Origin of the sequence: Dactylosporangium darangshiense (genome assembly GCF_039537565.1) — a bacterium.
Classification (GTDB): Bacteria; Actinomycetota; Actinomycetes; order Mycobacteriales; family Micromonosporaceae; genus Dactylosporangium; species Dactylosporangium darangshiense.
This window is the reverse complement of record NZ_BAABAT010000002.1, coordinates 279856-306659: the sequence shown is the minus strand read 5'-3', so window position 1 is coordinate 306659 and position 26804 is coordinate 279856. Positions and strand designations below refer to the sequence as shown.

27 protein-coding genes are annotated in these 26804 nt (G+C 72.1%); 10 read left to right on the top strand and 17 right to left on the bottom strand.

Annotation, left to right across the window (positions count from 1 at the left end; all coding sequences use genetic code 11):
* Nucleotides 1–23: 23 nt before the first annotated feature.
* Together ABD901_RS05025 and ABD901_RS05020 are read right to left on the bottom strand one after the other, a co-directional pair.
* Nucleotides 24–839 carry a class I SAM-dependent methyltransferase gene (locus ABD901_RS05025; RefSeq protein WP_345121728.1) on the bottom strand — a complete coding sequence of 272 codons (816 nt, stop codon included), beginning with the start codon at nt 837–839 and terminating at the stop codon, nt 24–26.
* 22 nt (nt 840–861) lie between these two features.
* Nucleotides 862–1803, bottom strand: coding sequence for a hypothetical protein (locus tag ABD901_RS05020; RefSeq protein WP_345121726.1), 942 nt, complete (start codon nt 1801–1803; stop codon nt 862–864).
* Nucleotides 1804–1914: 111 nt separating this feature from the next.
* On the opposite strand from ABD901_RS05020, the gene ABD901_RS05015 reads away from it, so the two are divergent.
* Nucleotides 1915–2781, top strand: coding sequence for an alpha/beta hydrolase family protein (locus ABD901_RS05015; RefSeq protein ID WP_345121724.1), 867 nt, complete (start codon nt 1915–1917; stop codon nt 2779–2781).
* 64 nt (nt 2782–2845) lie between these two features.
* A complete protein-coding gene (locus ABD901_RS05010; protein WP_345121721.1) occupies nt 2846–3277 on the top strand; it encodes an anthrone oxygenase family protein in 432 nt (143 codons plus the stop codon).
* A 91-nt stretch (nt 3278–3368) separates the two neighbouring features.
* On the opposite strand, the gene ABD901_RS05005 is transcribed toward ABD901_RS05010, so the two are convergent.
* The gene (locus ABD901_RS05005; protein ID WP_345121719.1) at nt 3369–3914 is read right to left on the bottom strand and encodes a GNAT family N-acetyltransferase; all 546 of its coding nucleotides are present in this window, start codon (nt 3912–3914) and stop codon (nt 3369–3371) included.
* Nucleotides 3915–4268: 354 nt separating this feature from the next.
* Between ABD901_RS05005 and ABD901_RS05000 the strand changes: the two genes are divergently transcribed.
* Complete coding sequence (locus ABD901_RS05000; protein ID WP_345121717.1) at nt 4269–5114, top strand: universal stress protein; 846 nt, start codon at nt 4269–4271, stop codon at nt 5112–5114.
* A gap of 72 nt (nt 5115–5186) precedes the next feature.
* Here the strand turns inward: ABD901_RS05000 and ABD901_RS04995 are convergent, their stop codons facing one another.
* The 5 genes from ABD901_RS04995 to ABD901_RS04975 all read right to left on the bottom strand — a co-directional run bounded on the left by ABD901_RS04995 (nt 5187) and on the right by ABD901_RS04975 (nt 9330).
* Nucleotides 5187–6053, bottom strand: coding sequence for a universal stress protein (locus ABD901_RS04995; RefSeq protein ID WP_345121715.1), 867 nt, complete (start codon nt 6051–6053; stop codon nt 5187–5189).
* Between the two features lie 37 nt (nt 6054–6090).
* Complete coding sequence (locus tag ABD901_RS04990; RefSeq protein WP_345121713.1) at nt 6091–6657, bottom strand: CBS domain-containing protein; 567 nt, start codon at nt 6655–6657, stop codon at nt 6091–6093.
* A gap of 165 nt (nt 6658–6822) precedes the next feature.
* Complete coding sequence (locus ABD901_RS04985; protein WP_345121711.1) at nt 6823–7263, bottom strand: universal stress protein; 441 nt, start codon at nt 7261–7263, stop codon at nt 6823–6825.
* A gap of 18 nt (nt 7264–7281) precedes the next feature.
* The gene (locus ABD901_RS04980) at nt 7282–8517 is read right to left on the bottom strand and encodes an SLC13 family permease (RefSeq protein WP_345121708.1); all 1236 of its coding nucleotides are present in this window, start codon (nt 8515–8517) and stop codon (nt 7282–7284) included.
* A 9-nt stretch (nt 8518–8526) separates the two neighbouring features.
* Nucleotides 8527–9330, bottom strand: a complete 804-nt coding sequence (locus tag ABD901_RS04975; RefSeq protein ID WP_345121706.1) for an endonuclease/exonuclease/phosphatase family protein — start codon at nt 9328–9330, stop codon at nt 8527–8529.
* Between the two features lie 137 nt (nt 9331–9467).
* On the opposite strand from ABD901_RS04975, the gene ABD901_RS04970 reads away from it, so the two are divergent.
* Nucleotides 9468–11732 carry a HelD family protein gene (locus ABD901_RS04970; RefSeq protein ID WP_345121704.1) on the top strand — a complete coding sequence of 755 codons (2265 nt, stop codon included), beginning with the start codon at nt 9468–9470 and terminating at the stop codon, nt 11730–11732.
* Here the strand turns inward: ABD901_RS04970 and ABD901_RS04965 are convergent.
* Genes ABD901_RS04965 through ABD901_RS04950 form a run of 4 tightly spaced genes read right to left on the bottom strand, consistent with a single transcriptional unit; the run spans nt 11668 to nt 15252 of the window.
* Entirely contained in the window at nt 11668–12498 is an 831-nt protein-coding gene (locus tag ABD901_RS04965) for an MFS transporter (RefSeq protein WP_345122380.1), read from the bottom strand. The genes ABD901_RS04970 and ABD901_RS04965 overlap by 65 nt on opposite strands.
* On the bottom strand, nt 12396–12890 hold the full coding sequence (locus ABD901_RS04960; protein WP_345122398.1) for an MFS transporter: 495 nt from the start codon (nt 12888–12890) through the stop codon (nt 12396–12398). Before ABD901_RS04960 ends, ABD901_RS04965 begins: the two co-directional genes overlap by 103 nt.
* Before the next feature lie 26 nt (nt 12891–12916).
* The gene (locus ABD901_RS04955; RefSeq protein ID WP_345121702.1) at nt 12917–13720 is read right to left on the bottom strand and encodes a hypothetical protein; all 804 of its coding nucleotides are present in this window, start codon (nt 13718–13720) and stop codon (nt 12917–12919) included.
* Between the two features lie 53 nt (nt 13721–13773).
* Nucleotides 13774–15252 carry an Hsp70 family protein gene (locus tag ABD901_RS04950; RefSeq protein WP_345121699.1) on the bottom strand — a complete coding sequence of 493 codons (1479 nt, stop codon included), beginning with the start codon at nt 15250–15252 and terminating at the stop codon, nt 13774–13776.
* Between the two features lie 510 nt (nt 15253–15762).
* Between ABD901_RS04950 and ABD901_RS04945 the strand changes: the two genes are divergently transcribed.
* Both ABD901_RS04945 and ABD901_RS04940 read left to right on the top strand, forming a co-directional pair.
* Complete coding sequence (locus ABD901_RS04945) at nt 15763–18798, top strand: hypothetical protein (RefSeq protein WP_345121697.1); 3036 nt, start codon at nt 15763–15765, stop codon at nt 18796–18798.
* A gap of 88 nt (nt 18799–18886) precedes the next feature.
* Entirely contained in the window at nt 18887–20302 is a 1416-nt protein-coding gene (locus tag ABD901_RS04940) for a serine/threonine-protein kinase (protein ID WP_345121695.1), read from the top strand.
* A 70-nt stretch (nt 20303–20372) separates the two neighbouring features.
* Here ABD901_RS04940 and ABD901_RS04935 read toward each other — a convergent pair whose 3' ends face one another.
* Nucleotides 20373–20924 (bottom strand): DUF4193 family protein, encoded by a 552-nt coding sequence (locus tag ABD901_RS04935; RefSeq protein ID WP_345121693.1) that lies wholly within the window; start codon nt 20922–20924, stop codon nt 20373–20375.
* Nucleotides 20925–21145: 221 nt separating this feature from the next.
* Here ABD901_RS04935 and ABD901_RS04930 point away from each other — a divergent pair, with 221 nt between their 5' ends.
* Nucleotides 21146–21643: a DUF5994 family protein gene (locus ABD901_RS04930; protein ID WP_345121691.1), complete on the top strand. Its 498-nt coding sequence runs from the start codon at nt 21146–21148 to the stop codon at nt 21641–21643.
* A gap of 308 nt (nt 21644–21951) precedes the next feature.
* Here ABD901_RS04930 and ABD901_RS04925 read toward each other — a convergent pair whose 3' ends face one another.
* The 4 genes from ABD901_RS04925 to ABD901_RS04910 all read right to left on the bottom strand — a co-directional run bounded on the left by ABD901_RS04925 (nt 21952) and on the right by ABD901_RS04910 (nt 24445).
* The gene (locus tag ABD901_RS04925; RefSeq protein WP_345121689.1) at nt 21952–22452 is read right to left on the bottom strand and encodes an inorganic diphosphatase; all 501 of its coding nucleotides are present in this window, start codon (nt 22450–22452) and stop codon (nt 21952–21954) included.
* Nucleotides 22453–22625: 173 nt separating this feature from the next.
* A complete protein-coding gene (locus ABD901_RS04920) occupies nt 22626–22799 on the bottom strand; it encodes a CsbD family protein (RefSeq protein ID WP_345121687.1) in 174 nt (57 codons plus the stop codon).
* A 111-nt stretch (nt 22800–22910) separates the two neighbouring features.
* Nucleotides 22911–23306: an STAS domain-containing protein gene (locus tag ABD901_RS04915; protein ID WP_345121685.1), complete on the bottom strand. Its 396-nt coding sequence runs from the start codon at nt 23304–23306 to the stop codon at nt 22911–22913.
* 83 nt (nt 23307–23389) lie between these two features.
* Complete coding sequence (locus ABD901_RS04910; RefSeq protein WP_345121683.1) at nt 23390–24445, bottom strand: fatty acid desaturase family protein; 1056 nt, start codon at nt 24443–24445, stop codon at nt 23390–23392.
* A 336-nt stretch (nt 24446–24781) separates the two neighbouring features.
* Here ABD901_RS04910 and ABD901_RS04905 point away from each other — a divergent pair, with 336 nt between their 5' ends.
* The 3 genes from ABD901_RS04905 to ABD901_RS04895 all read left to right on the top strand — a co-directional run bounded on the left by ABD901_RS04905 (nt 24782) and on the right by ABD901_RS04895 (nt 26753).
* Entirely contained in the window at nt 24782–25522 is a 741-nt protein-coding gene (locus ABD901_RS04905; RefSeq protein WP_345121680.1) for a GAF and ANTAR domain-containing protein, read from the top strand.
* Nucleotides 25523–25553: 31 nt separating this feature from the next.
* Nucleotides 25554–26282 carry an ANTAR domain-containing protein gene (locus tag ABD901_RS04900; protein ID WP_345121678.1) on the top strand — a complete coding sequence of 243 codons (729 nt, stop codon included), beginning with the start codon at nt 25554–25556 and terminating at the stop codon, nt 26280–26282.
* Nucleotides 26283–26501: 219 nt separating this feature from the next.
* The gene (locus ABD901_RS04895; RefSeq protein WP_345121676.1) at nt 26502–26753 is read left to right on the top strand and encodes a hypothetical protein; all 252 of its coding nucleotides are present in this window, start codon (nt 26502–26504) and stop codon (nt 26751–26753) included.
* Nucleotides 26754–26804 lie beyond the last annotated feature (51 nt).

Sequence of the window (26804 nt, the reverse complement as noted above, 5' to 3'; positions counted from 1 at the left end):
CGCGCAGGGTCGATCCGGTTGCATCACCCAGGCTTGCGCGCGCGGATGGAGTAGGTCAGCGGGTAGCGGGGTGCGCCGACGGGGTGCCGGTAGATCTCGTCGGCGTGCTCCTGCAGCGACTGCCGTTGCAGGTAGAACGTGTGGTCGTGTTCGTGCAGGAACTCGATGCGCAGCCCTGCGCCCGCGATCGCCGAGACGACGGACGACAGCATGTGTGTCCACTCGATGGTCACGTCGTGCTCGGTCTCGGCCGTCGCGTCGGCGTAGGTGCCGGGCCCGCCGGAAAGGTGCGGGCCCTCGTCGAAGTAGTCGTTGGTGACGGTCCGGCCCGTCTCGTCGTCGAGGACGAAGCTGAACGGATGGAACTCGGCGAGGTAGAGGAACCCGCCGTCGTCGAGCAGCTCCGCGATGAGGCTTGCCCAGCGCGGCAGGTCCGGTAGCCAGTTCAGCGCGCCGAAGCCGGTGTACACGATGTCGAAGGTCTGGCCCGGCAGGGCCGACACCGCGTCGTAGACGTCCGCCAGGACGAACCGAGCGTCGAGGTTGAGGTCGGCCGCCAGCTGCGTGGCCGCCTCGACCGCCGGGGGCGAGAAGTCCAGGCCGACCGCCCGCGCCCCGCGCGCCGCCCACGACAGCGTGTCCCGGCCGAAGTGGCACTGCAGGTGCAGCAGGCGCTTGCCGGTGACGTCACCGACCTCCGCCTTCTCGAAGTCCTTCAGCGAGTCGCGGCGGTCGCCGAACCCGGCCACGTCGTAGAAGGTACTGCCCAGATGAATGTGCACGCGTTCGTCCCAGGAGGCCTGGTTCAGCTCGCGCCACCGCCCCGTCCGCTCATCCATGTTCGGACGATACAAGGCACCGCTACGCGAGGGAGTCGTGGAGGTTGCGCATCGCGAGGATCGATGAGCGGACCTCCTGCAGCAGCTCGGTCGTGCTCAGCGGGCGCCCCCACTCCTGCATGGCGAGCTCGTCGAACCCGATCGTCTCGATGCCGCAGCCGTACCGCCGGCCGAGCAGGCGTACGGCGTCGCAGTGCTGGTGGCGCACGTACGGGTCGTTGGTGACGAGCAGGACGCGGTCGGTCGGGGACGGGGAGCCGATGTGCTCGGCCCAGCCGATGAGCGTGTCGGCGGTGTTGGCGCGCAGCGGCGGGCGGGTCGAGGCGGCGGCGAGCACGTGGACCTCGGCCACGCCGGGGACGGGCCAGACGCGGTGCCACCAGTCGTCGCCGGAGCGGTATGTCGCGGGCTCGGCCAGGCCGAAAAAGCGGCGCAGGCTCTCGGTCATCATGTCGGCCTCGGTGTCGATCGGGCCGAGTCCCAGCCGGACGCCCTCGCGGTACTCCCGGTCATCGCGCCAGCGCAGGCTGCCCAGCCCGGCGAGGGTGCGCGCGGTGAGCCCGCCGGCGAAGAGCCGGGCGGTGTAGTCGCTGCGGCCGAGCGCCACCCTGATCCCGCCGCCGAGGACGACGACGTGGTCATAGGTGTGGTACTCCGGGTGCTCCCGCCCGCCGAGCCCCAACGCCCGGATCCGGGCGCGCACCCACGGGTCGACCTCGGGTCCGAAGTCGATGCGCTCGGTGTCGAACCGCTCCTTGACGCCGGCGCGGAAGTCCCACACCTTCGAGAACTCGGCCAGCCGCTCCAGCACCGTGTCGATCGGCTCGTCGGGGACCTCGCCGCCGAAGTGCCCGACGAGGTCGACCATCGCCGGGGACGTCACCCAGCCCTCGATCGAGGCGACGATGCCGGCCGGGTCCGGACCGCCCGGCTCGCACGGGGGCAGCGCGAACGGCTCACTCACCGGCGCAGCCTACCCGATGCCGACACTGGCGATTTCACGGATCCGTGCGCCCCAGCGGCCTGCACATACTGACCGCCATCGAACTATCCGCCAGTTGCATGGGAGGCAGCGTTGCAGCGACAGACCCCCGCCACCCGGCTCATCGCGCGGTTCGCCCTGCGTGTCGGGCTGATCCTCGCGCTCATGGGCACCGGCGTCGCCGTCGCCACCCCGGCGGTCGCGGACGAGATCGGCCAGGCGCCGACCGCGGCGAACATCACCGGTGACGGCAGCTTCGCCGTCACCTCGGCAAGCATCTCGAGCACGGTCAGCGGCTTCGGCGGCGGCCGCGTGTACTACCCGACGGCCTCGGGCCGCTACCCGGTCGTCGCCATCTCCCCCGGCTTCACCGCCACCTGGTCGAGCCTGGCCTGGATCGGCCCGAGGCTCTCGTCCTGGGGCTTCGTGGTCGTCGGCATCGAGACCAACTCGATCTACGACCAGCCGGGCAGCCGCGGCAACCAGCTCCTCGCCGCGCTGAACTGGGCGGTCAACACGGCCCCCACGGCCGTGCGCTCCCGCGTCGACGGCAGCCGCCGCGGCGTCGCCGGCCACTCGATGGGCGGCGGCGGCACCTTGGAGGCCCTGGCGGCGGACACGTCCGGCCTGGTGAAGGCCGGCGTACCGCTGGCGCCGTGGGACTCCGACAAGACGTGGAACAACGTCAGCGAGCCGGTGCTCATCGTCGGCGGCCAGTCCGACACCGTCGCCCCGGTGTCGAGCCACTCGCTGCCGTTCTACAACACCCTGGCGGGCCCGAAGACGTACGTCGAGCTGACCGGCGCCAGCCACTTCTTCCCGCAGAGCACGAACTCGACCGCCTCGCGGGCGATGGTCTCCTGGTTCAAGCGCTGGTTGAACCAGGACGCTCGTTTCACGCCGTACACCTGCGGCTTCTCCGGCACCGCGGTCTCGGACTTCCGCAGCAACGCCTGCTGAGCCCGCGACCCTGCGACGGGCGGCGTCCGCAGCGTGGCGGGCGCCGCCTTAAAGTGTCTGCATCATGCTGCTGCAGGCGATCGCCGTCATCCTCACCGGCCTCCTGGCCGGCGAGGAGTTCATCGTCCGTTACGGCGTGCAGCCGGCGCTGCGCACGCTCGACGACCGCGCGCACATCCAGGCGCGGGTCGCCCTGGTCCGTTCGCTGCGGATCGTCGTGCCCGCGTTGATGCTGCCCGCGGTGGTGGCGTCGGTGGCCGCCGTGATCGCCGCCGCCTCCGCCCTGCGCTGGGCCGGCCTGGTCGCCCTGGTCGCGTTCCTGCTGTTCTCGTTCCTGGGCACGGTCCCGATCAACATGAAGGTCATCGACTGGCGCGCCGACGCTCCCCCCGAGGGCTGGCGCGCGACGGTCCGCCGATGGGAGCGCCTGGACGTGTTCCGCTCGAGCGCCGCGATCGTCGCATTCGCCTGCTTCACACTGGCACTGAGCGCGTAGCGCAGCCGTCACGGCGGGTAATGCGGGGCATGATCGGTTAGGTCGGGTGGTGTAGCGTGAGGAGCAGATTCGGAAGCCGCCGACGCCACTCTTACTCGGGTGCCTCGTCGGTGGCCAGCAATGCCCAGACCTGAATGTCGTGCCGGACGCCCGCGTAGGGGTACGCCTCCCGCAGCACCCCGTCGAGCCGCATCCCGAGCCGCCGGGCAACGTTGGCGCTGGCAACGTTGTCGGGCCGGCAGCGCCACTCGACCCGGTGCATCCCACGGGTGCGCAGTGCCCAGTCGATGAGCACCCTGGTCGCTGCGGTGATGAGCCCGCGGCCCTGCCCGGCCGGCTCGAGCCAGCACCCGAGCTCGCACACACCGGAGGCCGCATCGAAGCTCACGAACATCGTGCCGCCGACGAGCGTGCCGTCGAGCCAGATCCCGTACAGTCGCCCGCCGTCACGGGCCGCCAGGTCCGAGTAGCGCTGGAGGGTGGCCCGCGCCGAGGCGAGGTCGGTGCTGACCGACGCCCACGGAATCCACGGATCGACCGTGGCCCGCGCGCGGTCCATGTGCGCGAGGAACTCCTCGGCCTGCCACGGCTCCAGCGGGCGCAGCTGTGCGCCGTCGGTGAGGGGGACGCTGAACATGATCCTCACCGTACCTTGGGTCTTGCGCCCGCCCATGATCGCGGGTCTGCCGACGCCCGGTCAGGGCGGCATTGCCCAGCCCGGCCGCCCGCGCCACGCAGCCGCCACGCCGCACAGCCGCCGCGCCTGCCGCTGACCGACCGGACCCCAGCGGGCCGGCGTTTCCGTTGGGGCCGTCCGGTCCCGACATCGTGGGACCTTCGGCCCTGGTCACCCGGGTCATTGGGGCTCCTGCTGCCCGAGTGAGCGCAACGGTCGAAGGTCCCGCGCGGCCGGGCCCTTGACCTCTGGCCGCGTGCCGCGCGCCGCGCGAGGCTGGGACTGCACGAGCCGTTCCAATCCGGGGAGGCCGTCATGACCGCGAATCCCCCCGTCATCGTGGGTGTCGACGGATCGCCCGCCGCCTTCGGCGCGGTCCGCTGGGCCGCCGACGAAGCGCTGCTGATGGGCAGGCCGCTGCTGATCGTCCACGCCGTGGAGCTGCACGGTCCGTACGGACGGATCGTCGACGAGCATGGGATCGCCGTCGACGCCGCCACCGAGATCAGGCACTGGCAGCCGGGCCTGGACGTGACCACCGCAACGTGGCACGGCGAGCCCGCCCGCGTGCTGGTGGAACACTCCCGGCACGCCAGCCTCGTCGTCGTGGGCAGCCGCGGCAGCGGTGGCTTCCGCTCGCTGCTCGTCGGCTCGGTCGGGGTGCACCTGGCCGGCTACGCGCACTGCCCCGTGCTCGTCGTCCACCACGCCGAGCGGTGGGCCGGCCCCGAGTCGCTGCTGCCTCGGCACCGGCCGATCGTCGTCGGCGCGGACGGGTCCAGCGCCGGGGAGCACGCCCTGGGCCTGGCCTTCGCGGAGGCGGCGGCCCGTTCCGTGCCGCTGACCGCGGTCCGGACCTGGCACGAGCCCGAGCACCGCCGGGGACGGTCCACCACGTCAGCCGACATCGGCGAGATCACCGCGCGCGAGCTCGAGGCCGATCTGGAGCCCTGGCGGGCGGAGTATCCCGACGTCCCCGTCCGAGCGCACGTCGCGCACGGCCCCTCCGTGCCCGTCCTGCTCGACGAGGCCCGCGACGCGCTCATGATCGTTCTGGGCTCCCGCGGCCGCGGCGGTTTCCAGAGCCTCGCCCCCGGCTCGGTGGCGCAGCAGGTCCTCGAACACTCCGCCGCGCCCGTGCTCGTGGCACGGCAGGGCTGACCGCCGGGCGTCGCGTGCCACCGGGGCATCGCGTGTGCGACGAGCACGGGGCAGTCGCAGCGCTGCAACAGATCACCGGGGCATCGCGTGTGCGACGAGGACGGGGCAGTCGCAGCGCTGCAACAGATAGAGGCCGACCGAGCCGAGCAGCACGCCCGCGACGCCGCCATGGCCGCGGGAGCCCACCACCACGAACCGGGTCCGCTGCGACCAGTCGCACAGCACGTCGCCCGCGTCGCCGGTCACGCCGTGGAACTCCCAGGGCACGCCGGGGCACTCCCGGGCCGCCGCGGCGACCCGCTCGGCCGCCGACGCCGACAGGGAGCGCGCGGCCTCGGCGGTGTCGTACAGCAGCGGCGGCAGGCCCAGCGCCGGCGGGGCGAGCGGCGACTCGATCGCCCGTACCGCGACGAGCTGCGCCTCCCATCGCTCCGCCTCGGCGAAGGCCAGCCGGAGCGCCGCGCCGGCCGGCGCCGAGTCGTCGACGCCGACGAGCACGCCGCCGGACGGGTCCGGCCGCCCGCGCACGACGGCGACCGGGCACCGGGCGTGCGTTGCCACCTGCTGGCTGACCGAGCCCAGCACCGCGCCGGCGGCCCGGTGCCAGCCTCGGGTGCCCACGACGAGCAGCGCCGCGTCGGCCCCCGCGCGCAGCAGGACGTCGGCCGGGTGGCCGAGAACCGCCTCCGCGTGCACGTCCACGCCGGGCGCGGCCGCATCGGCGGCGCGGGCCGCGTCGGCGGCAAGGGTGCCCGCGAGATCCTGGGCGGTGCCGGCGAGCCGGCCGCGCGGCGCGAGGGCCGCCGGCACCCGCCAGTGATAGGCCAGGACGACGCGCAGCGGTGCGCGGCGCCGAGCGGCGGCGCGGGCCGCCCACCGCACGGCCTGGGCCGCCGGCTCCCCGCCGTCGAACCCGACCACGATCTGCCGGCCGGCCATGTGCCCACCCCCTCGACTGGCCCGGCGGCCGCCGGGTTCAGCCGGCCCGGGCGGTGACGCGGACTGCGTCGACGCCGGCGGTGGTTCGCACCAGCGCCTCGGCCACCGCGATCTCGGTGTCGTCGTCGAACCGCCCGTCGATGGTCGCGACGCCGTCGTGCAGGTGCACCGGCCAGCGCCGCCGCCCGTCCGCGTAGGTGTCGAGGCGGTGCTGGGCCTCCCGCTCGGCCGTGTCGTCGGTGGGCAGCAGCGTCCGCAGCACGTCGCAGTGGCTGACCACGCCGACGACGCGCTCCTCGGTGACCACCGGGACGGTGTGTGCGTCCCGCTGTACCATGACCGCCGCCAGGTCGGCGAGGTCGGCCTCCGGCCAGGCGGACACCGGCAGGCCGGCCATCACGTCGCGGACGCGTTGCGGCGCACGGCCCGATGCCGCCTGGCGCAGCACGTCGCGCTCGCTGATCAGGCCGACGAGCGTCCCCGCGTCGTCGACGACGGGGACGCCGGTGATCGCGTACCGCTCCAGCAGCGCCACCGCGTCCCCGATCGGCGCGTCGGCGCGCACCGTGTGGGCCGGGGTACTCATGATGTCCTTGGCGTGCATCGCTCCTCCTCGGGTCCGTCGCCGCACGCCAGCGTCCGGTCGGCGACCGCCGGCGCCCGGATACCTCGATCATGCGTCGCCGCGGTGCCGTCCGTTCAGGGACCTTGGTCCCGCGCGCCGTTGCCGGGGTCCGAACCTCGGCCGGCGGCCGGACACCTGCCCGTCCTACGGCCAGACGAGCAGGACCTGGCACGGGGCGTGGTCGACCACGAAGCGGGTCTGGCGGCCGAGGCTGCGTGGGCCGAGGTGGTTGCGTTCGCCGTCGCGCGCCACGATCAGCAGCTCGGCGCCGAGCTCGGTGCAGGCCGTGACCACCTCGCGCTCGGCCGGGCCGCGGCGCGACGCGACAGCCGCAGGGCGGGCCAGCCGCTCAGCCGCGGCGGCGAGGAGGTCCTGCTCCGCGGCGGCGGCCATCGCATCGACGGCCGGGGCGGTGTCGCGGTGGCCGCGGCCCAGCAGGCCGGTCCAGGCGCCGGCGACCTCCGCCGCCAGTGCGGGGTCGACGACGTGCAGCAGGGTGAGCGATGCGCCGGGCGGGGTGTACCGCGCGGCGGCGTCGGTGGCGGCCGACCAGGTGCCCTCGGCGATCCAGACGAGCACGTTCATGCCCTGACATTCGCACATTTACACCCCGGCGATGTGCAACCCGGCCCAGAGTGCGGTAACCGCGGCGATCAGCGCGGCCGGAACCGTCAACGCGCCCAGGCGCAGGAACTGGCGAGCCGAGGGGGCCGCGTCGCGGGCGTGCAGGATCTGGCGCCAGAGCAGGGTGGCGAGGGATCCGACGTACGTCAGGTTCGGGCCCACGTTGACGCCGATGAGCACGGCCAGCAGCAGGCCGGGCGAGTGCTGGACGGCGGGCAGGAGTACCAGCGTGGCGGGCAGGTTGTTGAGCACGTTGGCCAGCAGCGCCGCCAGGGCCGCGACGGCGAGCAGGCCCAGGAACGTCGGCGCGGCGGGGACGAGGGCGTCGACCAGGCGGCCCAGGCCGTGCGTGCGGACGGCGAGCACGACGATGCCGAGGCCCAGGACGAAGGCGCAGAAGGCGGGGTTGGCGGCGCGGATCGCGGCGGGCAGGGTCAGCAGGCGGCGGCGCACGAGCGGGACGGCCAGGGCCAGGGAGCCCGCCACGGCGGCGAACGCGGGGTGCACGCCCAGGGGCTGGCCGAGCGCGAAGCCCGCCAGGGTCGCGGCGAGCACGGCCAGGGCGTAGCGCGGCGCCGGGCCGGCCGCGGCCGGAACGGGACCGGCGCCGACCGCCAGGTCCGCGGCGAAGAAGCGGCGCAGGACCAGGTACTCGACGCCGATCACGGCCAGCCAGGGCGCCGCCATGAGGCCGGCGAAGGCGGCGAAACCGAGGCCGGACGCGGCGAACGCGAGGAGGTTCGTCAGGTTCGACACCGGCAGCAGCAACGAGGCCGAGTTCGCCAGGTGGGTGCAGGCGTACACGTGCGGCGCCGGCCGGGCCCGGATGCGCAGCGCCGCGGCGAACACGACGGGAGTGAGCAGTACGACGGTGGCGTCGAGGCTGAGTGCAGCCGTGACCGAAGCGGCGGCGAGGAAGACGGCGCCGAGCAGGCGGCGAGGGCGGCCGAGGCTCCGGCGGGCGGCCACGTCGCCGATGTACACGAACACGCCGTGCAGCTCGGCGAGGTACGACAGCAGCAGGACGGCGGCGAGGAACCCGATCGTGGGGCCGAGCGCGCGAGCCTCGTCGACGGCGTCGCGCCACGGGACCAGGCCGAACGCGACGGCGACCACGGCTGCGGGGACGGCCGCGACGGCCTCGGGGAGCTTGAAGGGTCTTGCCACGGCGAATCCGAGGACGACGACGAGCAGGAGCACCGCGACGACGAGCACCGCGGCAGCCTACGGGTGCACGACGGACAGGGTGACGAGCAGCCCTGGGTGGTCGGTGACACCGCCGAGGTCGAACGGCGCACCGGTGGTGATCAGATAGTCACCGGTGGCGATCACGTGCTGGACCGCGCCGTCGTCACGGCGCTGGTAGCCGGTCGGCAGGCAGGCGGTGATGTCGGGGAGGTTCAGGTCGCCGGCCAGGACCGTTGGCTCATAGCCGGCGCGGGCGTGCACGGCGGGGATTGCGGTGCCGAGCAGGTACACGCACTGGGCCTGCGCGACCGCCGGCTTGGTGTTGGCGAGGTGGGTGGTGCAGGCCTGGTACGCGCCGGGGGCGTGCACGCACAGCCAGGCGCGCTCCTCCGGATCGCCGGCGTCCTGGGTGTCGCCGTCGGGGTAGAGGCCGCCGTCGACGGTGTGTGCGCGGCGCGGCGCGGGGAGGCGGGCGAGCAGGCCGATGCCGTAGGCGCGGCCGTTGCGGCACAGGAACGGGCCGGCGGTGCGGCGGTCGTACGCCGGCTGGAAGGCGCGCACGACGGTGTCGCCGGGGAACAGGTCGTCCAGGACGGCGCCGAGGGCGGCGACGTCGTCGTCGCAGATCTCGTTCAGCGTGACCAGGTCGGGGCGGCGGTCGCGCAGGACGGCCGCGGCGGCGGGGACCGCCCGGCCGGAGTAGCAGCCGGCAAAGCCGCTGTCGCAGAGGTTGAGCTGCAGGACCCGCAGCGGCCGGCGGCTGGTCCGGGAGTCGGCGGGCGAGGCGGTGAGGAGGGCGGCGGCCAGGACCGCGAGCACGGTCGCCACTCGCCGAAGCATGGCGTCACTGTATCGCTCCCAGTGTTAACTATAAGCCCTCCAACGCCCCCGCAAATCGGTCCGAATGCGGATTTTCGGCCGGGGCCGCGGACCTACGGTAGGCAGGTCCCCATGTCTGCACACACCGAGGGAGTACCGTGCCCGACGCCAGGACACAGGAGATCGCCGCCGAGCAGAAAATCGTCGACCGGGTGTACGAGCGGCTCGAGGGCATGCGCGAGCAGGCCGCGGCGCTCGCCGTCGAGGGGCACACGCGGGCGAGCGGCAGCACGGTCGCCGGGCTGGTCGAGCGCGACGCGATGGTGCTCAAGGCGGCCGCCCGGCTGCAGACGCTCGACGCCGAGGCGGAGGGCATCGTGTTCGGGCGGCTCGACTTCGACGACGACGAGACGTACCACATCGGGCGCATCGGCGTGCGCGACGGCATCGAGCCGCTCCTGGTCGACTGGCGGGCGCCGGCCGCCGCGCCGTTCTACCGGGCCACGTCCGGCGAGCCGCTGGGCGTGATCCGCCGCCGGGTCATCATCTGCCGCGGGCCGAAGGTCGTCGACCTCGACGACGACGTGCTCACCCCTGACCGGGCCGGCGATCTGCGCGTGCTCGGCGAGGGTGCGCTGCTGGCGGCGCTGCGCCGCTCCCGCGGGCCGCACATGCGCGACATCGTCACCACCATCCAGCAGGAGCAGGACCAGGCGATCCGGGCGCCCGCGCGGGGCGTCACCCTGATCACCGGCGGGCCGGGGACCGGCAAGACGCAGGTGGCGCTGCATCGGGCGGCCTATCTGCTGTACACCGACCGCGGCCGCTTCACCGACGGCCGCATCCTGGTCATCGGCCCGTCGACGACCTTCACCGCCTACATCGGCCGGGTGCTGCCGTCGCTCGGCGAGGACAGCGTGCACCTGCGCGCGATCGGCGAGCTCTTCGACGGCGTGACCGCGACCCGCCGCGACCCGGCGGCCGTCGCCGCGATCAAGGGCGGCGAGCGCATGCCCGGCGTGCTGACGGAGCTCATGTGGCAGATCCCGCCGTCCGCGCCGCAGCGGTTGCGCATCGTGTACGCCGGGCAGGTGCTCACGCTCGCCGCCGACGACCTGCCCGCGGTGCGCCGGCGGGCCCGCGAGCGCTGCGAGGCCGACGGCCGCAGACCCAACGCGGGCCGGGCGGCGGCCGCGGCGGCGCTGCTGGACGCGCTGTGGGCGCGGGCGGACGGCAGGCACCTGGACCGGCAGCTGTTCGGAGAGGAGGTCGGCGACCGCGGCGAGTTCCTCGGGTTCCTGCACGCCTGGTGGCCGGCCCTGACCCCCGAGTCCGTCCTGGGCTGGCTCGCCGACCCGGCACGGGTGCACGGCCTGGACGCCGCCGACGCCGAGACCCTCGCGGCCTCGTACCGAACAACAGGCGACTGGTCCGTCGACGACGTGCCGCTGCTGGACGAGCTGACCGGCCTGCTCGGCGCGCCGCCGAAACCGCCGAAGGCCCCCGAGCCGGAGTGGAAGCTGCGCGAGCTCGGCGCGCAGGCGCGGCCGGCGACGACGTTCGTGCTGGCCTGCGGGCTGCGCGACGGCTGGGAGCTGTACGCGCCGGGGCTGCTGACGCCGATGGCCCTGGCCGGGCAGGGCATCGACAACGACGCGGTCGGCGCCGCCCAGCGCTGGGCCGAGGCCGTCATCCTGCGCGAGGGCCACAAGGTCGTGGGCTGGACCGACGGGTTCGACCCGCACGGCGAGGAGGGCTACGTGCCGCTGCTGGCCGAGCCGCTGCCGGTCGACGAGCCCGACGACACGCCCGTCCCTGAGCCGTATCTGCACGTCATCCTCGACGAGGCCCAGGATCTCTCGCCGATGGAGTGCCGCATGATCGCCCGCCGCGCCGAGTTCGCCTCGATGACCGTCGTCGGCGACCTCGGCCAGGCCACGCATCCGCTCGCGGCGGGCGCGTGGCCGGCGCTGGTCGAGCGGCTCGGCAAGCGCGAGCTGCGGATGCTGGATCTTCCAACCGGATATCGGGTACCGCAGGAGATCGCCGACTACGCGGCCCGCGCGCTCGCCCCGGGGATCGAGCCGACCCGCTCGTACCGGCCGGGCGGCCTGCTGCAGGTGCGGGAGGTCGCCGACCTGCACGCCGCCGCGCAGGCCGCGGTCGCCGAGGCGCCGCAGGGTGCGACGGTCGCCGTCATCGCCGCCGACGCGCGGGTGCCGGGCCTGGCCGCGCTCGGCGTGCCGGTGATGCCCGCGAGCCTGGTCAAGGGCCTCGAGTTCGACCACGTGGTCGTCGTCGAGCCGGCCGAGATCGTCGAGGCGGAGCCGCGCGGGATGAGCCGGCTCTACGTGGTGCTCACGCGGGCGGTGGCGGGACTGGTCGTGCTGCACCGCCGGGAGCTGCCGGCCGAACTGCGATGAGCAGCACCAGCCCGGCGGCGCACAGGACGGTCCCGATGGCGTACGCCGAGCGGTACCCCAGCTGCGCCGCGACGCCGAACAGCGGCCCGGCGAGCACCGCGCCGATCGGGAACGTGTTGGTGAACAGGGTCGTGGCCCGGCCCGGCTCGCCGGGGATCATGTCCTGCATGTAGGAGATGCCGACGGCGGACACGGCGGAGATGAAGAGGGCGTTGACGACCTGCGCGGCGGCGAGCACCCCCAGGCCGGGGGTGACCAGCGCGATCGCGTAGTAGGCGACGCCGCACGCCGCGCCGGTGAGGATGAGGGTGCGCAGCCGGAACCGGGTCGTGAGCACGCCGAGGCCGAGCATCAGCGGGATCTCCAGGGCGGCGCACAGCCCGAGGATGAGCCCGGCGTTGGAGGCGTTGCGGTGCAGGTCCTGCGCGATGAACAGCGGCAGGGCCTGCACCCCGAGCGTCAGCGGCACCTGCAGCAGCACGAACGCCAGGGCGGTGAGCAGCAGCGTCGGGCGCCGCGTCGCGTGTTGCGCCGCCGCCGTCCGCTCGGCGTCGGGCGGCGCCACGGCGACGTCCTCGAGGCGCAGGAACGCGACCAGTGCGGCGAGGGCGTACATCGCGGCGGCCAGGGTGTACACCAGCCGGAAACCGCCGAGGTCCAGCATCAGCGCGCCGATCGCCGGGCCGGCGACCCACGCCAGGGAGAACACGGTGCGCATCGCGCTGATGCCGACGGCCGCGTGCGCGGGACTGTCGCGCTCGAGGATCTGCCGGGCGTAGGCGAACGTCTGCGGGAACAGCGCGCCCGCGGCGGCCGTGGCGGTGACGGTGAGGCGAGCAGGACCCAGTACTCCCGGACGAACGCGGTCGCCAGGGTGCCCACGACCCCGGCCAGGGCCGCGCCGACGAGGATCCACCGCCGGATCGGCAACCGGTCCGACAGCCGCCCGACCAGCGTCGTGGCGACCACGCCGGCGAGGGGCGACGCGGCGAGGAACACGGTGACCCCGAGGGGCCCGGCGTGCACGTCGGTGCTGAGGAACAGCGACAGGAACGGGAAGACGAGCGCCGTGGACAGCCCGACCGCGAGGAACATCAGCCCCAACGGCACCAGCGCCAGCCCAACCGCGCGCGACTTCGCCGGCGCCGTGAGGGTCATGCGGGGACTGTACCGATAAAGTCAGCTCACGGCGACCCGGTGTCCGGCTCCTGCGCCGTCGGTGCCTCGGCGGGCGTCGGCGCCGGGTGCGCCTCGGTCGGCCTCGGTGCCAGGTGCGCCGACGGATCCGGGCAGATCATGTACGGCATGGGGCCCGCCGGCCCGCCCGGCGCCGGGTGGCCGGGGTAGACGGGAAAGTACGCAAACGGCATCGGCAACGGCGGCGGCACCGGCTTCGGCGGCACGAAGTAACGGCTCGCCGGCGGCAGCGCGAGCAGCAGCACCACGGCGCCGGAGAGCCCGATAACGAGAAGCGCGGCGCCGATGCCGGAGATCAGGGCGGCCACGCCGAACGTGTCCGGATGGTTGTAGAGGGCGTCGAGGAACCCCTGGTCCTCGTAGACGGTGTCGACCACGACGCCGTCGCCCACGTGGATGGCGGACGTGAGCAGGGCGAACGGCAGCCCGGCGCAGAACTGCGTGAGCATCAGCGCCACGAGCCCGCCGCCGGCGACGAACATGAGGATGCGCGCGACGTTGGACCCGCGCAGCAGGGGCACGGCGGTGGCGCTGTACCACGCGGCGACCAGCAGCGCCGGCACGCAGACGAACAGCGTCGAGGCGACATTGTCGCTGCGCGCGCTGCTCACCTCGTCGGGGTCGGTCCCCGGGAAGCGGGCCGCGATGTCGGTGATGACCTGGTCGAAGTGCACCGCATAGCTGACCACCAGCCCGATCACCCCGAGCAGCAGCGCGACGACGGTGAGCTGCAGCCAGACGGCGACCCGCACCTGCGCGGGACGGGCCGGCCGCACAGGTTCGACGGTCATGGGCCCAGACAGTACGGGACCGCGCCGCCGCGCCGCTGCCCTCGTCCGGCCGGTCAGCTCACGCGAGTTGCCGACGAGGACCACTTGCCGAGCGTGCTGTTCTCGGTGAGCGTCGTCGCGGTGCACACGTACTTCCCCGGCTCCGGCAAGAACTCCGTGTTGCTCTCGGTGAAGAACTTGCCGTTGCGGTACACCTTGCGCTTCGCGTCCGTGGAGATCACGGCCTCCTGCAGTTCCTTGGTCTCGAGGTTGGCCGACCAGCGCATCGTGGTGGTGCCGCTGGGGCGGGCCTCCCAGCGCACGCCGTCGGCGATGGCGACCTCGGGCTCGGTGTGGCTGTCGTCGATGACCAACGTGCCGTCCTCGCGGAACGTGAACAGCTGGCCGGCCTGGCCCTGGGTCTGCCGCTCGACGTTGTTGATGCTCCAGAAGTTGGTGGCGTTGGTCATCCGCCACGTGCCGAGCAGGCAGGGGTCGACGCCCGGCGGGTAGCTCTTCGCCGGGCTCGCCGACGCGGAGGGCCTCGCCGACGAGCCGGCGCCGGCGGCGAGACCCGACGGCGACCCGCCTGGATCGCCGTTGCCCCCGCCGAGGCCGGCGTAGGCGGCGACCCCGGCCAGCAGGACGAGCGCCACGGCCGCCGCGCCGAGCGTCAGGCCACGCCGGCGCGCCGGCGAGGGCGGCCGGGCAACGACCAACGGCGGCGGCGCGATCTCGGCAGCGGCGGCCGGAGGTGCCGCGCCGAGCAGGCTGCCCTCGGCGACGGCGAGCTCCGGCTGGTCGACGGTGATCGGCTCGACGCCGAGCTCGCGGTGCAGCGTGCTCGACACCGCGGGCATCCGGGAGGCGGCGCCGACGAGGAAGACGGTGCCGGGCTCGACGCCGGCCTCGGCGAGCACGGCCCGCGCGGTGCGGACCGTCTGCTCCAGGATCGGGCGGGCGAGCCGGTCGAGCTCCTCGCGGCCGAGGGGGACGTCGGCGTCGAGCAGCGGGATGTACACCATCGTGTTGGAGGCCCTCGTGAGCGCCTCCTTGGCGGAGCGCACGTTGTCCCACAGCTGCTGGCGGGCGCGGCGGTCGGCGACGGTCCCCGGCGAGGTGAGCCGCCGCCAGCCGGCCTCGTCGGGGACGGCGCCGGTGAGGTGGGCGACGATCGCGGCGTCGATGTCCAGGCCGCCGGAGTCGGGGCGGCCCTGGGTGGCGAGGACCTCGAAGGCGTCGCCGGCGCGGCGCACGACGGTGGCGTCGAAGGTGCCCGCCCCGAGGTCGTAGACGAGTGCGGTGCCGCCGTCGGGCAGCCGGTCGCCGGCGACGGTGACGAGGTGCCGGGCCGCGGCGACGGGCTCGGCGACGAGGCGGACCTGCGCGGTGCCGGCCGCGGCGAGCGCCGCCACCCGTACCGTCGCGCGGCGCTCCTCGCCCCAGGCGGCCGGGTGGGTGACGACGACCTCGACCGGTGCGATGCCGGTGGCGCGGGTGGCCTCGTCGACGACCCGGCCGATGACCACGCCGAACGCCTCGGCGACCGGCACCTCGCGCTCGCCGAGCAGGAGCGTGCCGTCGTCGATGCAGCGGGGTGCCGCTCGACCGCGCCTGGGCTGCTCGTCGCGGCGTGCAGGGCGTCGCGGCCGACGACAAGGTGCCCGGTCGTGTCGACGCCGACGGCGGAGGGCAGCAGCGGCGAGCCGTCGAACAGCAGCGGGCGCGGCTCCCGGTCGCCCAGGGCGAGCACCGCGACGGTGCTCGAGGTGCCGAGATCGATGCCCAGTCGCGGTCCGCCACCCGTCACGGGCTTCAACTTAGTCGATCTGCCGCTCGTCCCGGCGTGCTGCTTCCCTCGCCGCGATGTTTCATCAATAATCTATGCTCAGTCGCCACCGCCATCCGGCGGCTCCTGAACAGCCCGCGCGTCACCCGGCCACGGCGGGTTCACAGGATCGAACTGACGTACGGATCAACCTCTCCCTGCTCGGCGGCAGGGCGACGCCACAGACACCCTGCAGGTGCGATCGGCGCGCTCCTGTCCCGCCGAAAGGAAGTAGATGATCGTGAAACTCGCCGTGACCGGGTCAGCAGCGGCACTGCTGCTACTGCTCGTCCTGCCGATTTCGCCGGCGTCCGCCGCGACCGCGGCAACCTTCTATGCATCACCGGCCGGTTCCGGGTCGTCGTGCACCCAGGCGGCTCCGTGTTCGCTGGCGGGCGCCCAGAGCGCGGTACGCGCAAAGCTCGTCGCCGATCCCGGCGCGGACGTGCAGGTGCTGCTCGCGGACGGCACGTACCGGTTGTCCAGCACGTGGAAGTTCACCGCCGCCGACTCCGGCAGCGCGGGGCATCCCGTCGTGTGGCGCGCGGCGCCCGGCGCGGTCCCGGTGATCTCCGGCGCGACCCGGGTGACCGGCTGGGTCCAGGAAGGCACGAGCGGCGTCTGGTCCGCGCCGGTGCCGACGGGCAGCGAGACACGGCAGCTGTACGTCGACGGCAAGAAGGTGCCGGTGGCCGGTGCGCCGCTGTCGAACCTCGGGTGGAACGGCACCTGGACCGGGTCGTCGTCCGGATACAACATCAATGGCGACGCCGCCGCGAAGGCCTGGTTCGGCGCGCGCACGGCGGCCGAGGTCGCGCGAGTGCAGTTCGACTATCCCGGCGGCAACGGCCCGTGGACCGAGTCGCGCTGCCCGGTCGCCGGCTACACCGCGAGCACGGCGGTGCTGACGATGGCGCAGCCCTGCTGGACGAACGTCACCAACCGGGCCGGCTTCAGCCAGGGCAGCGGCGGCCTGCCGTCCATGTCGGTGAACACCAAGCCGGCACGCGTCGACAACGCCAGGGCGCTGCTCAGCCCCGGTGCATGGTTCCTGGACCCGGCGGCGAACCGGCTGTACTACCAGCCCGAGGCCGGGCAGCAGGTGGCGAACCTCGACGTGGAGCTCCCGCGCCTGGAGTCGCTGCTGCAGGGCGCGGGCACGCTCGCCAACCCGCTGCACGACGTCACGTTCACGGGGCTGCAGTTCTCCTACGCCACGTGGAACGACCCTTCACGCTCCTACGGCTTCTCCGACGTGCAGAGCAACCTGCGTATCACCGAAGGCCGCAACCAGGGCATGTGCACCTTCGCAAACCCGGCGGGCAGCTGCCCGTGGGGCGCGCTGACCCAGCCGCTGGCCAACGTCGCGTTCACCGCCACCGCCAACCTCACCCTGGCCGGCAACCGGTTCGTCAACCTCGGCGGCGCCGGCCTCAGCGTCATGTACGGCGCACGCAACACCCTCATCCAGGGCAACGAGTTCACCGACATCTCCTCGACGGCGCTCCTGCTGGGCTGCACCTATGACCCGACTCCGACGAACGCGTCCGACGCACAAGGGATCAAGAACCATTGCACGCCCGATCCGGCGGCGGTCAGCGGTGACAGCATCGGTCTCAACGAGATCCTCACCAACACCACCGTGTCCGACAACGTGATCCACCACATCGGCACGGAGTACTCGTCCGCGTGCGGCATCACGCTGCTGTTCTCCCGCGGTACGAAGATCACGAACAACGTGCTGTACGACCTGCCCTACACCGCCATCACCGCCGGCGTCATCCAGGGCCACGTGGATCAGGCGAGCACGCCGCAGAACTCCACCAACATCAACGAGAGCAACACCATCAGCAACAACCTGTTCCACGACTACATGTCGGTGCGCAGCGACGGCGGTGCGATCTACGCCGAAGGCCACCAGGCCGGCTACGTCACCAGGACCGACGGCACCATCGACCCGGTCGCCACGCTCGCGAAGGGTCTGCAGGTCAAGGGCAACGTCGCCTTCAACGGCCGCAACACCAACTTCACCTACTACGACGACGCCGGTTCGGAATGGATCAACTGGGAAGGCAACGTCGCCTTCAACGCCGGCGGGGCCGCGCAGGGTGGCTGCAGTTCCACCGGCCACTTCTGGATCCGCAACAACTACTTCTCCGCACCCGTGCAGTCGTACGCGTGCAACCCCCCGGTCGACTCGAACGCCTCCGGCAACGTGTCGATCCCGGCGGCACCAGGTCCGGCCACGATCCCGGCGAGCATCCTCGCCGCAGCGGGGCTGACCTCCGCGTATGTCGCTCAGCCGAACGCGGGTGCACCACAGGTCCGGTACATCTCGCCGACGAACGCCACACAGGTGCTGATCGGCGGGCACGGCTTCACCGCGACGACGCCGGTCTACGTCAAGAACGTGCGGGTCACCGGCGTGCAGTTCGTGTCCGGCGGATTCCTCATCGTGCCCATCCCAGCCGGAACCACCGCGGCCGACATCCGCGTCGGCGACGGCGGCGGCCCGGTCACCGCCGGCCGCATCGACGACACCGACAGCCGCATCATCTACAGCGGCTTCAGCCTGCAGTCCGGCCGGACCTTCGGCGACCTCAACGGCGACATCCACTTCGCCACCGCCAACGGCTCGACCGCGACACTCACGTTCACCGGCACCGGCATCACCGTCTACGGCGAACAGAACACCGACCAGGGCGACATCGGCATCAGCATCGACGGCGCCGCACAACAGACCGTCAGCACCCTCCCCACCGACGGCCTGCGCCATGCCAACGTCTCCGTGTACAGCAGAACCGGACTCAGCGCCGGCACGCACACCATCGTGGTCACCAAACTGTCCGGCAACTACGCCGTGCTCGACGGATTCGCCGTCCTGAACACCGGCCCGACCACGATCCGAATGGACGACACCGACAGCCGCATCACCTACAGCGGCTTCAGCCTGCAGTCCGGCCGGACCTTCGGCGACCTCAACGGCGACATCCACTTCGCCACCGCCAACGGCTCGACCGCGACACTCACGTTCACCGGCACCGGCATCACCGTCTACGGCGAACAGAACACCGACCAGGGCGACATCGGCATCAGCATCGACGGCGCCGCACAACAGACCGTCAGCACCCTCCCCACCGACGGCGTACGTCATGCCAACGTCTCCGTGTACAACAGAACCGGACTCAGCGCCGGCACACACACCATCGTGGTCACCAAACTGTCCGGCAACTACGCCGTGCTCGACGGCTTCGCCGTGACCTCGGCCTGACCGTCACCGGCGTCCTGCCGGACTATTCCGATTGAATGAGTCGTCCGCTTGCGTGCGTGTCGCCTCGGTGCAATGTAAAACTGCATCGATGCGACACCACGGGTCCACTGACGGACGGGTGCTCGGCGGCCGCTATCGCCTCGGCGATGTGCTCGGCACCGGGGGCACGTCGGTGGTGTGGCGCGCCCGCGACGAGGTCCTCGCCCGGGATGTGGCGGTCAAGGTGCTCTCGGGCCCGCACACCGCCGACGCTGCGGCCCGCCTGCGCATCCGCGTGGAAGCCCGGGCCGCGGCGTCGCTGGCCCACCCGAACGTCGCCCAGATCTACGACTTCGGCGAGACCGTCGAGGACGGCCAGCGCATCCCGTACATCGTCATGGAGCTCGTCCCCGGCCCGACCCTCGCCCAGCGGGCCACCAACGATGACGTGCCGCCCGCGGAGGCGCTGCGCATCTGCGCCGAGATCGCCGCCGGCCTCGCCGCCGCGCACGCCGACGGCATGGTCCACCGCGACGTCAAGCCGGCCAACGTCATCCTCGCCCCGACCGGCGCCAAGGTCGTCGACTTCGGCGTCGCGGCCGCCACCGACCCGGCCACCACCGTCGACGACGAGGTGCTCGGCACCCCCGCCTACCTGGCGCCGGAGCGCATCGCCAACGGCCCCGTCACCCCTGCCTCCGACGTCTACTCCCTCGGCGTGCTGCTGTACCTGCTGCTCACCAGGCGGCTGCCGTGGGCCGTGACGGACGCCGCCGAGGTGCTCGAGGCCCACCTGCACCGGCGGCCGGCGCCGCTGCCGGAACTGGACGGCGTGCCACCGCACGTCACCGCGCTGTGCCTACGCTGTCTCGCGAAGGATCCGGCCGACCGGCCCACCGCGCACGAACTGGCCGTCGCCCTCGCCGCCGGCAGGCCGGCCACCCCGTTCGAGCACCCGCACGCCTCCGGCCGGCGGCGCCGCGCCGGCCTGCTCGCCGCCGGCCTCGCCGGTGCGGCCGCGACCGCCGTCCTGGTCTGGCTGCTGCTGCCCGGCCCCGAGCACCTGCCACCGCCCGAGGCCCGCAACGAGACCGGAATCCCGGCACCGTCCGCGCTGGTGGCGGACTCGGCCACCCCATCCAACGCCGCGTCCGCCGTCTCAACTGTTGGCGCCGCCCCGGTCACCCGCCCCGCTCCTACCCGTACCGGCACCACACCCGCCGCCCCTCCCTCTGACCCTCCCGCCGCCCCTCCCTCTGCGCCGTCGAGCCCCGCGACGTCATCGCCTCCCCCGCCGGTGACCTTCACCTCCGACGGCGGGACCATCCGGGCCGAGTGCACCCCGGAGGGCCTCGCCCATCTGGTGTCCTGGTCGGCGACGTCGCCCTTCCGGGTCCGCCGCGTCGACGCCGGCCCCGCCACCACGGCCGTCGCCTCGTTCGCCCGCGGCGGCCGCACGATCGACATGACCGTCACCTGCACCGGCACGACCCCGACCGTGTCCACCACCACCAACACCGACTGAGCCCGGTAATCCGCTTGAGGTGGAACCCCGCTGAACGGGCGCGGGATTCGGCCCGTCACCGCCGTGCCGGTCAGGCGCAGTCGCGGCAGACCTGTACCCCGTGATCGTCGGCGAGCCGGCTGCGGTGGTGGATCAGGAAGCATCGTCCGCACCGGAACTCGTCGCCACGCATGGGCACGACGGGGAGCGACATCTCTTCGTCGATGGGTTCGAGGTCGGATGCCGAGACCGGTCCGGCCACGTCGTCGACGTCGGCGTTGCCGGCCCGTCCCTTGGCGTGCGAGCTCGTGATTGCGTCGAGCCCGTCGTCGGTGGCCTCGACCTGGCTCGGGCGGGCCGCGTCGTAGTCCACGTTCGTCCGTCGCCGAGTCGCCTGGTGTGCTGCACGCATGTCCGCTCCGAAGGGTGATCGATCATCTTGGGCGGGCGCCAGGCGGTGCCGCCAACGGGACTCGCTGTACCGGAAGGCCGCAGCCGAGGTCGGGAATCCCAGCACGGTCGGAATGGGCTGCTCGGGCGTGCACTCGTGATGATGGTGCGGTGGAATCGTCCGATGGGCGCTACCCCACACTAACAGGAATGGCAGATCCCCGAGCTGCCGGAAATCTTCGGTGGCGCTCACGGCCGATCCGCATCGGTTGCTCATACCCGCGGTCAAGGTGCCTGAAACGATCGCGACACCCGGCGTGACCGGACGCGCCCCCGGCCGGACGTACCATGGAGATACCTCCACCCTTCCATGACCGGTGGCCCTTCGGCCGACGCCGGTGAGCACGCCGCGGCATCCAGCGGACTTCGACGGCCGCTCCCCTACTTGGACGCACGCCGACAGAAAGGCCTGCCATGCTTGCCAGCGCTCAAACCCCTGAATCGTCCGTCCAGCCCCGTCTCACGCTGGCCGGGGAGCGGATGCACAACGCCACCCTCAACGGCGGCTGGTGGCCACGTTCGTGGGAGCCCGCCGCCGAGCTGCCGGGTCTGATCGCTGCGCTCACCGCGCACTACGGACCGATCCGCCGGCTGATTCTCAACAGCCGGGTCTGGCGGTCCGGCCAGGAGCCGACCGCGGTCGACTTCGGACCGGTTCCCGTCCGCTGGTTCAGCACGGCCGAGCCGAGTCTGCTGGTCGTGATCACCGAGCCCGGCGATCAGATCAACCTGCTGGTCGTACCGCCCGGCAGCCAGGCCGCCACCGCCCGGGCCGCCATGGACAAGGCGGCGGATCGGGCCAACCGGCTGCAGGCGCCGGCCATCCTCGCCGTCCTGTCCATCCCGGCCGGCCAGGGCCAGCACGGCGGTGCCAACGCAGACCGGGCGGCCGCCGGCGACCCGGCCAGATGACGGCCGCGGCCTGACCCGGCACGAGCGCCCGGCATGCCAAGGCTCCCGGACGGCGCAACACACCGCCCGGGAGCCCTCCCCCCGGATGCGCGGATAAGGTCAGCGAAACGGTGCCCGGCGTCCGGCCTGCGGTGTGCTCCGGTCGGCAGGGAAGCGATCCATCAGCGGCCTCTCCCTCGTCCAATCGCGGCGGCGCCTCGTATTACGGCTGTCCGCCACCGGGGACCGGGGTGGCATCAGGAGCACTCACAGTAACAGCTCGCGGGCCGCCGCGCCGTATGCACAGCCAGCCAATTCGCCGACGGCGCTCACCCGGCGGGCGTCGACGAACGGGCGCGGCGCCGCGCCAGTCCGATCTCCGTTTCGGCTTCGGCCCGGCCGGCCCAGGTCCGGCGCCCGACGTCGATCGTCGCGCCCGGATCGAGGTCCGCGTAGATCCGGAAGAAGTGCTCGATCTCGAGCCGGAAAAAGTGTTCCAGATCCACGATGTCGCGCAGGTGGCCCAGCCGCGGATCGGCGGTGGGCACACACAGCACCTTCGGGTCGGGCCCGCGCGCGTCACGCATGCGGAACATGCCGATGGCGCGGCATCGCACCAGACAGCCGGGAAAGGTGGGCTCCTGCACCATCACCAGGGCATCCAGCGGGTCGGTCCCCTCGCCCAGGGTGTCCTCGATGAAGCCGTAGTCGGCCGGATACTGAGTCGCGGTGAACAGCGTACGGTCCAGCCGGATTCGACCCGTGCGCCGATCCATCTCGTACTTGTTGCGCGCGCCCCTGGGGATCTCGATGGTCACGTCGAACTCCATGGCAGGCCCTCCGCCCTCTCGACGACAGCGCCGCTTGGGCTGAGCGGCGTGATCGCGTCGGCCGGTGCCGTAACTGCGCGGCCGGGCCGCAGCCGCCGCGACAGTCTGTCCACTGTAGAGAAGAAGGGCAAGGACGGGACCCCGCGGGGAGTCCCGTCCTGCACCGAGCTCGATCAGCTCTTGAACACGTCCTTGATCTTCTCACCGGCCTGCTTCAGATTGCCGGACGCCTGATCGCCCTTGCCCTCGGCCTCCAGGTCTTCGTCGCCGGTGGCCTTGCCCACGGTCTCCTTGATCTGACCGCCGGTCTCTTCCACCTTGTTGTCGACCTTGTCGTCGAGTGCCATGTTCCGCGCCCTCCCCGCTTACCACTACCGCGTCTCGGCTGAGGCGCTGCCGGTGGTTCGCGTTGTTACCGGAAAGATGCCCCGGGAGGCCAGGCCTAAACGGCACGGTGATCAATTGGTGTCGCAGGGCCCGAGCGATCGTCCGGCGCCCGCGCCACAGGCGATTGCCTGAAACCCGGCGTGGTCATGGGACGTGACGAGGCTGTCCACGCCGGTGAGACACAAAACCCGATGAATCCTCGGTGTACAGCCCAAAAGAACCACTGGGGCAGCCGGCGCAATGTTGTGCAGACAAACGATGAAATTCGCCAGCGTCGAGCACGCGAATGTTACATTCGCCACGTTTATCACGATGCTCGACGGCGGGGCAGTGCTCACATGATCGAGCACGCTACCGAGTTCATGTTCGATGGCAATGTCCACGGCGCCGCACAATGAGATCTCGACCAACCGCTTGCTGTGCGGCCGATCAACGACGACGCACGGCCGGACGGACTTTTCCCCCATCGCCACCACCTCGGCACGAGGATAGTTATAGCTGCCGAGGTCCAGGGCAGATAAGTTGGACTGCCGATATGTACGCCCGCCGGTCAGGCTTCGGCGGGAGCCGCGGGTGAACGTCCCACGGTGTCGAGATGCCGGAGTGCCTGGATATAGGAGGCGATCAGTCCGGTTTCGAGGTACGAGACGCCGTGAGCGCCGCAGAATTCCCGGATGATGCGTTGTGCGTGGCGCAGATTGCCTCGGGGCATCGAGGGGAACAAGTGGTGTTCAATCTGGTAGTTCAGCCCGCCCAGCGCAACGTCGGTGAGCCAGTGGCCGCGCACGTTGCGCGAGGTCAGGACCTGCCGGCGCAGGTAGTCGGCGCTGTCGCGCGCGTCGAGTTGCGGCATGCCCTTGTGGTTCGGGGCGAAGGAGCAGCCCAGGTACAGCCCGAACAGGCACTGATGGATCGCGATGAACACGAGCGCCTTCATCGGCGGCAGGACCATGAACACGCCGGCCAGGTAGACCCCGACGTGCAGCCCCATCATGAGTCCTTCACGGAGCCGGGACCGGGCAGCTTCGGTGATGAGGTATCGCACGCTGGCGACCCGCAGGTTCAGCGCTTCCAGGAGCAGCAGCGGGAAGAATCCCCATGCCTGGTAACGGTGGAGGAAGCGGCCGACGGGTCCGCTCGCCCCGGCCTGTCCGCTGGTGAACACCAGGACACCCGCACCGACGTCCGGGTCGCGGTCCTCGTCGTTGGGGTGGGCGTGGTGGCGGTTGTGTTTGTCGACCCACCAGCCGTAACTGAACCCGACGCCGATGTTCGCCAGGGCCACACCGAGGATGTAGTTGGCGCGCCCGGACCGGAAAATCTGCCGGTGCCCCGCATCGTGGCCGAGAAAACCCAGCTGCGTGGAGATCACCGCGAGGTAGACGGCGACGGCCGGCTGCCACCACGAATCGCCGACGAGCAGGAAACCTGCCACGCCGATGGCACACCCCACGACGGTGGCTGCGATCCGCACGGTGTAGTCACCAGGCCGCCGGTCGAGCAGGCCGGCTTGCTTGATGCGGCGGGACAGTTCGGAATAGGCGGTACCCGGAGGCCCGGCCGCCGCTGGAATGCGGCCATCGGCAAGCACAGCGCTCGTGCGCATACGGACTCCCACGACACGATCAACGACGAATCGAGCTGCCGCCGGGGTCTTGAGCGACTTGAGCGTTCCCACTAGAATACGCCCCCGGTTGGACCGGGTAACGAATTCCCGATGAAAATCTGTGCCATTCCACGGCCATGGCCACGGAACCCTCACCTGCTGGTGATTGGGCCTGGTCCGATTCGCCGAGTACGCTCAGACGGCGCGGCGCCCGTCTGGCGTCTGGCTGCCCCGGCCCATGGCAGCACCTGCGGCGGAAGGTGCGGTCATGCGCGAGAACCGATTCGGTCGAGCGGCGCACAGCGAGCCTCGATGCGGTCCCGGTTCGGTGTTGTGGTGAGCGGGACGGACGACGGGCGGGCAGCCGAGCCGGGTCACGACTTCGCACGACCTGTGTCACCACCGGCGCCGGACGGGCTCGCCGGTCTGTTGCACCAGGTCTGCGCCGACACCGCCCAGGCGCTGTCGGCCTGCGGGGTGGGAATGAGTGTGATGACCGCGGACGGGGTGCACGGCTTCGCCGCCGCCTCCGACCCGGCGACCGCCCGGATCGAGGAACTGCAGTTCACCTTCGGTGAGGGGCCATGCGTCGACGCGTTCGCGTACAGCCGCCCGGTGCTGATGCCGAACCTCGACGCCGCGGCTGCGAACCGGTGGCCGGTCTACACGCCGGCGGTGACCGATGCCGGGGTGCGGGCGGTGTTCGCATTCCCGTTGCAGGTCGGCGCGGCGCGGCTCGGGGTCCTGGATGTGTTCCGCGACCGCCCCGGGTCGCTGTCCCGGGCGGAGCTCGGTCAGGCGTTGGCATCCGCGGAGCGGGCCGTGACGGCCCTGCTCGACGGCCAGGAACGCACCATCGACGGAACGGACGGCCTCGACGGGGCATTCGACCGTAGCGCCGCGCTGTTCCAGGCCCAGGGCATGGTGATGGTCCAGCTCGGTGTCTCGCTCGCCGAGGCACTGGTCCGGATCCGGGCCCATGCCTACGCGACGGGCCGCCCGTTGCACAACGTGACCGCGGACATCGTGTCCCGTCGCCTTCGCCTGGACCAGCACAGCGCGGAGGGCTCTTCGTGAACACCAGACTCGGGAAGGTCGGGAGGCCGTCATGAGCACCGTATCCGCGGAGCGGCTCGCCAGGATCTTCGTCGAGGTCGCCGACACCATGGTCGATGAGTTCGACCTGATCGAGTTCCTGCAGATGCTCGCCGACCGCACCGCCGGCCTCCTCGACGGCTCGACCGTCGGGCTCATGCTGGCCGACCCCAAGGGGCGGCTGCGGTTCATGGCCGCCTCCGACGAGACCACCGGGCTCCTGGAGGTGTTCCAGTCCCAGGGCAGCGACGGACCTTGCCTGGACGCCTTCCGCACCGGCGAACCGGTCGTCAACGCCGACCTTCGCGTCGCCACCCCCAGGTGGCCCAGGTTCGCGCCGGTCGCCGCCTCGATCGGCTTCCGCTCCGTGCACGCATTCCCGCTACGGCTGCGCCAGGAGGTGATCGGGTCCATGGGCGTGTTCGGTACCGAGACCGGCGACATCGGCGGCACCGACGCGCAGATCGTGCAGGCGTTGGCCGACGTCGCTGCGATCGGCCTGCTGCAGCACCGCACGATCAGCCGTAGCGAGGCGCTCACCGAACAGCTGCAGGGCGCGTTGAACAGCCGGATCGTCATCGAGCAGGCCAAAGGCGCGGTCGCACAGGCCCACGAAATCACCATCGACGCCGCATTCGCCCGGCTGCGCGCCTACGCCCGCGGCAACAATCGCCGGCTCAGCGATGTCGCGCACCTCGCCGTCACGGACCTGGGCAGCCTGCAGGGCCTGGCGGGCTTCTGACCACAGGACGCAGCGGACCCCCACGGCGGAGAACCTGACGCTCCCGACGACCCGGGGTCGGATCCGGGTCACGACCAGTCGCGCCGTGCCGGCATCCGCGCCGAAGGTGTAGGTTTTGGGTACGTGCCCGCCCATCGGCGGCTGGAGCCGGTGCCGCAGTGGTCGTCATCCATTGTGGACGATGGGTCGATGTCGCAACCCGTCGAGGGGACACACGCCATGACCATCGAACCTCCGACCTGTCTGCTGTACCTGCTCACCGTCGGCCGCGACAAGGAACTCGTGCTGCGGGTGCACGGCACCGAACTCTCCATCGAGCAGCTCACCGCGTGGATGACGGAAGAGACCGTACACGCGCTGACGGTCTCGCGGTTCGGCGACGAACAGACCGCCACGCTGCTGCTGAACTTCCGGCACGTGGTCGGCGCGCGGCTCGCTCCCTACAGCGAGACGCGCACCGGATCGTTCTGAACGGCTCGGCCACGGGTCGGCCTGCTCATACTGGTTCCTGGGATGGACTGG

Bases quoted from the DNA above. Each gene is read 5' to 3' on its own strand.
- ABD901_RS05025 (WP_345121728.1), bottom strand. From the start codon at position 839: ATGGATGAGCGGACGGGGCGGTGGCGCGAGCTGAACCAGGCCTCCTGG.
- ABD901_RS05010 (WP_345121721.1), top strand. From the start codon at position 2,846: ATGCTGCTGCAGGCGATCGCCGTCATCCTCACCGGCCTCCTGGCCGGC.
- ABD901_RS05005 (WP_345121719.1), bottom strand. From the start codon at position 3,914: ATGTTCAGCGTCCCCCTCACCGACGGCGCACAGCTGCGCCCGCTGGAG.
- ABD901_RS05000 (WP_345121717.1), top strand. From the start codon at position 4,269: ATGACCGCGAATCCCCCCGTCATCGTGGGTGTCGACGGATCGCCCGCC.
- ABD901_RS04995 (WP_345121715.1), bottom strand. From the start codon at position 6,053: ATGGCCGGCCGGCAGATCGTGGTCGGGTTCGACGGCGGGGAGCCGGCG.
- ABD901_RS04990 (WP_345121713.1), bottom strand. From the start codon at position 6,657: ATGCACGCCAAGGACATCATGAGTACCCCGGCCCACACGGTGCGCGCC.
- ABD901_RS04985 (WP_345121711.1), bottom strand. From the start codon at position 7,263: ATGAACGTGCTCGTCTGGATCGCCGAGGGCACCTGGTCGGCCGCCACC.
- ABD901_RS04975 (WP_345121706.1), bottom strand. From the start codon at position 9,330: ATGCTTCGGCGAGTGGCGACCGTGCTCGCGGTCCTGGCCGCCGCCCTC.
- ABD901_RS04960 (WP_345122398.1), bottom strand. From the start codon at position 12,890: ATGACCCTCACGGCGCCGGCGAAGTCGCGCGCGGTTGGGCTGGCGCTG.
- ABD901_RS04955 (WP_345121702.1), bottom strand. From the start codon at position 13,720: ATGACCGTCGAACCTGTGCGGCCGGCCCGTCCCGCGCAGGTGCGGGTC.
- ABD901_RS04945 (WP_345121697.1), top strand. From the start codon at position 15,763: ATGATCGTGAAACTCGCCGTGACCGGGTCAGCAGCGGCACTGCTGCTA.
- ABD901_RS04940 (WP_345121695.1), top strand. From the start codon at position 18,887: ATGCGACACCACGGGTCCACTGACGGACGGGTGCTCGGCGGCCGCTAT.
- ABD901_RS04930 (WP_345121691.1), top strand. From the start codon at position 21,146: ATGCTTGCCAGCGCTCAAACCCCTGAATCGTCCGTCCAGCCCCGTCTC.
- ABD901_RS04925 (WP_345121689.1), bottom strand. From the start codon at position 22,452: ATGGAGTTCGACGTGACCATCGAGATCCCCAGGGGCGCGCGCAACAAG.
- ABD901_RS04920 (WP_345121687.1), bottom strand. From the start codon at position 22,799: ATGGCACTCGACGACAAGGTCGACAACAAGGTGGAAGAGACCGGCGGT.
- ABD901_RS04915 (WP_345121685.1), bottom strand. From the start codon at position 23,306: ATGGGGGAAAAGTCCGTCCGGCCGTGCGTCGTCGTTGATCGGCCGCAC.
- ABD901_RS04910 (WP_345121683.1), bottom strand. From the start codon at position 24,445: ATGCGCACGAGCGCTGTGCTTGCCGATGGCCGCATTCCAGCGGCGGCC.
- ABD901_RS04900 (WP_345121678.1), top strand. From the start codon at position 25,554: ATGAGCACCGTATCCGCGGAGCGGCTCGCCAGGATCTTCGTCGAGGTC.
- ABD901_RS04895 (WP_345121676.1), top strand. From the start codon at position 26,502: ATGACCATCGAACCTCCGACCTGTCTGCTGTACCTGCTCACCGTCGGC.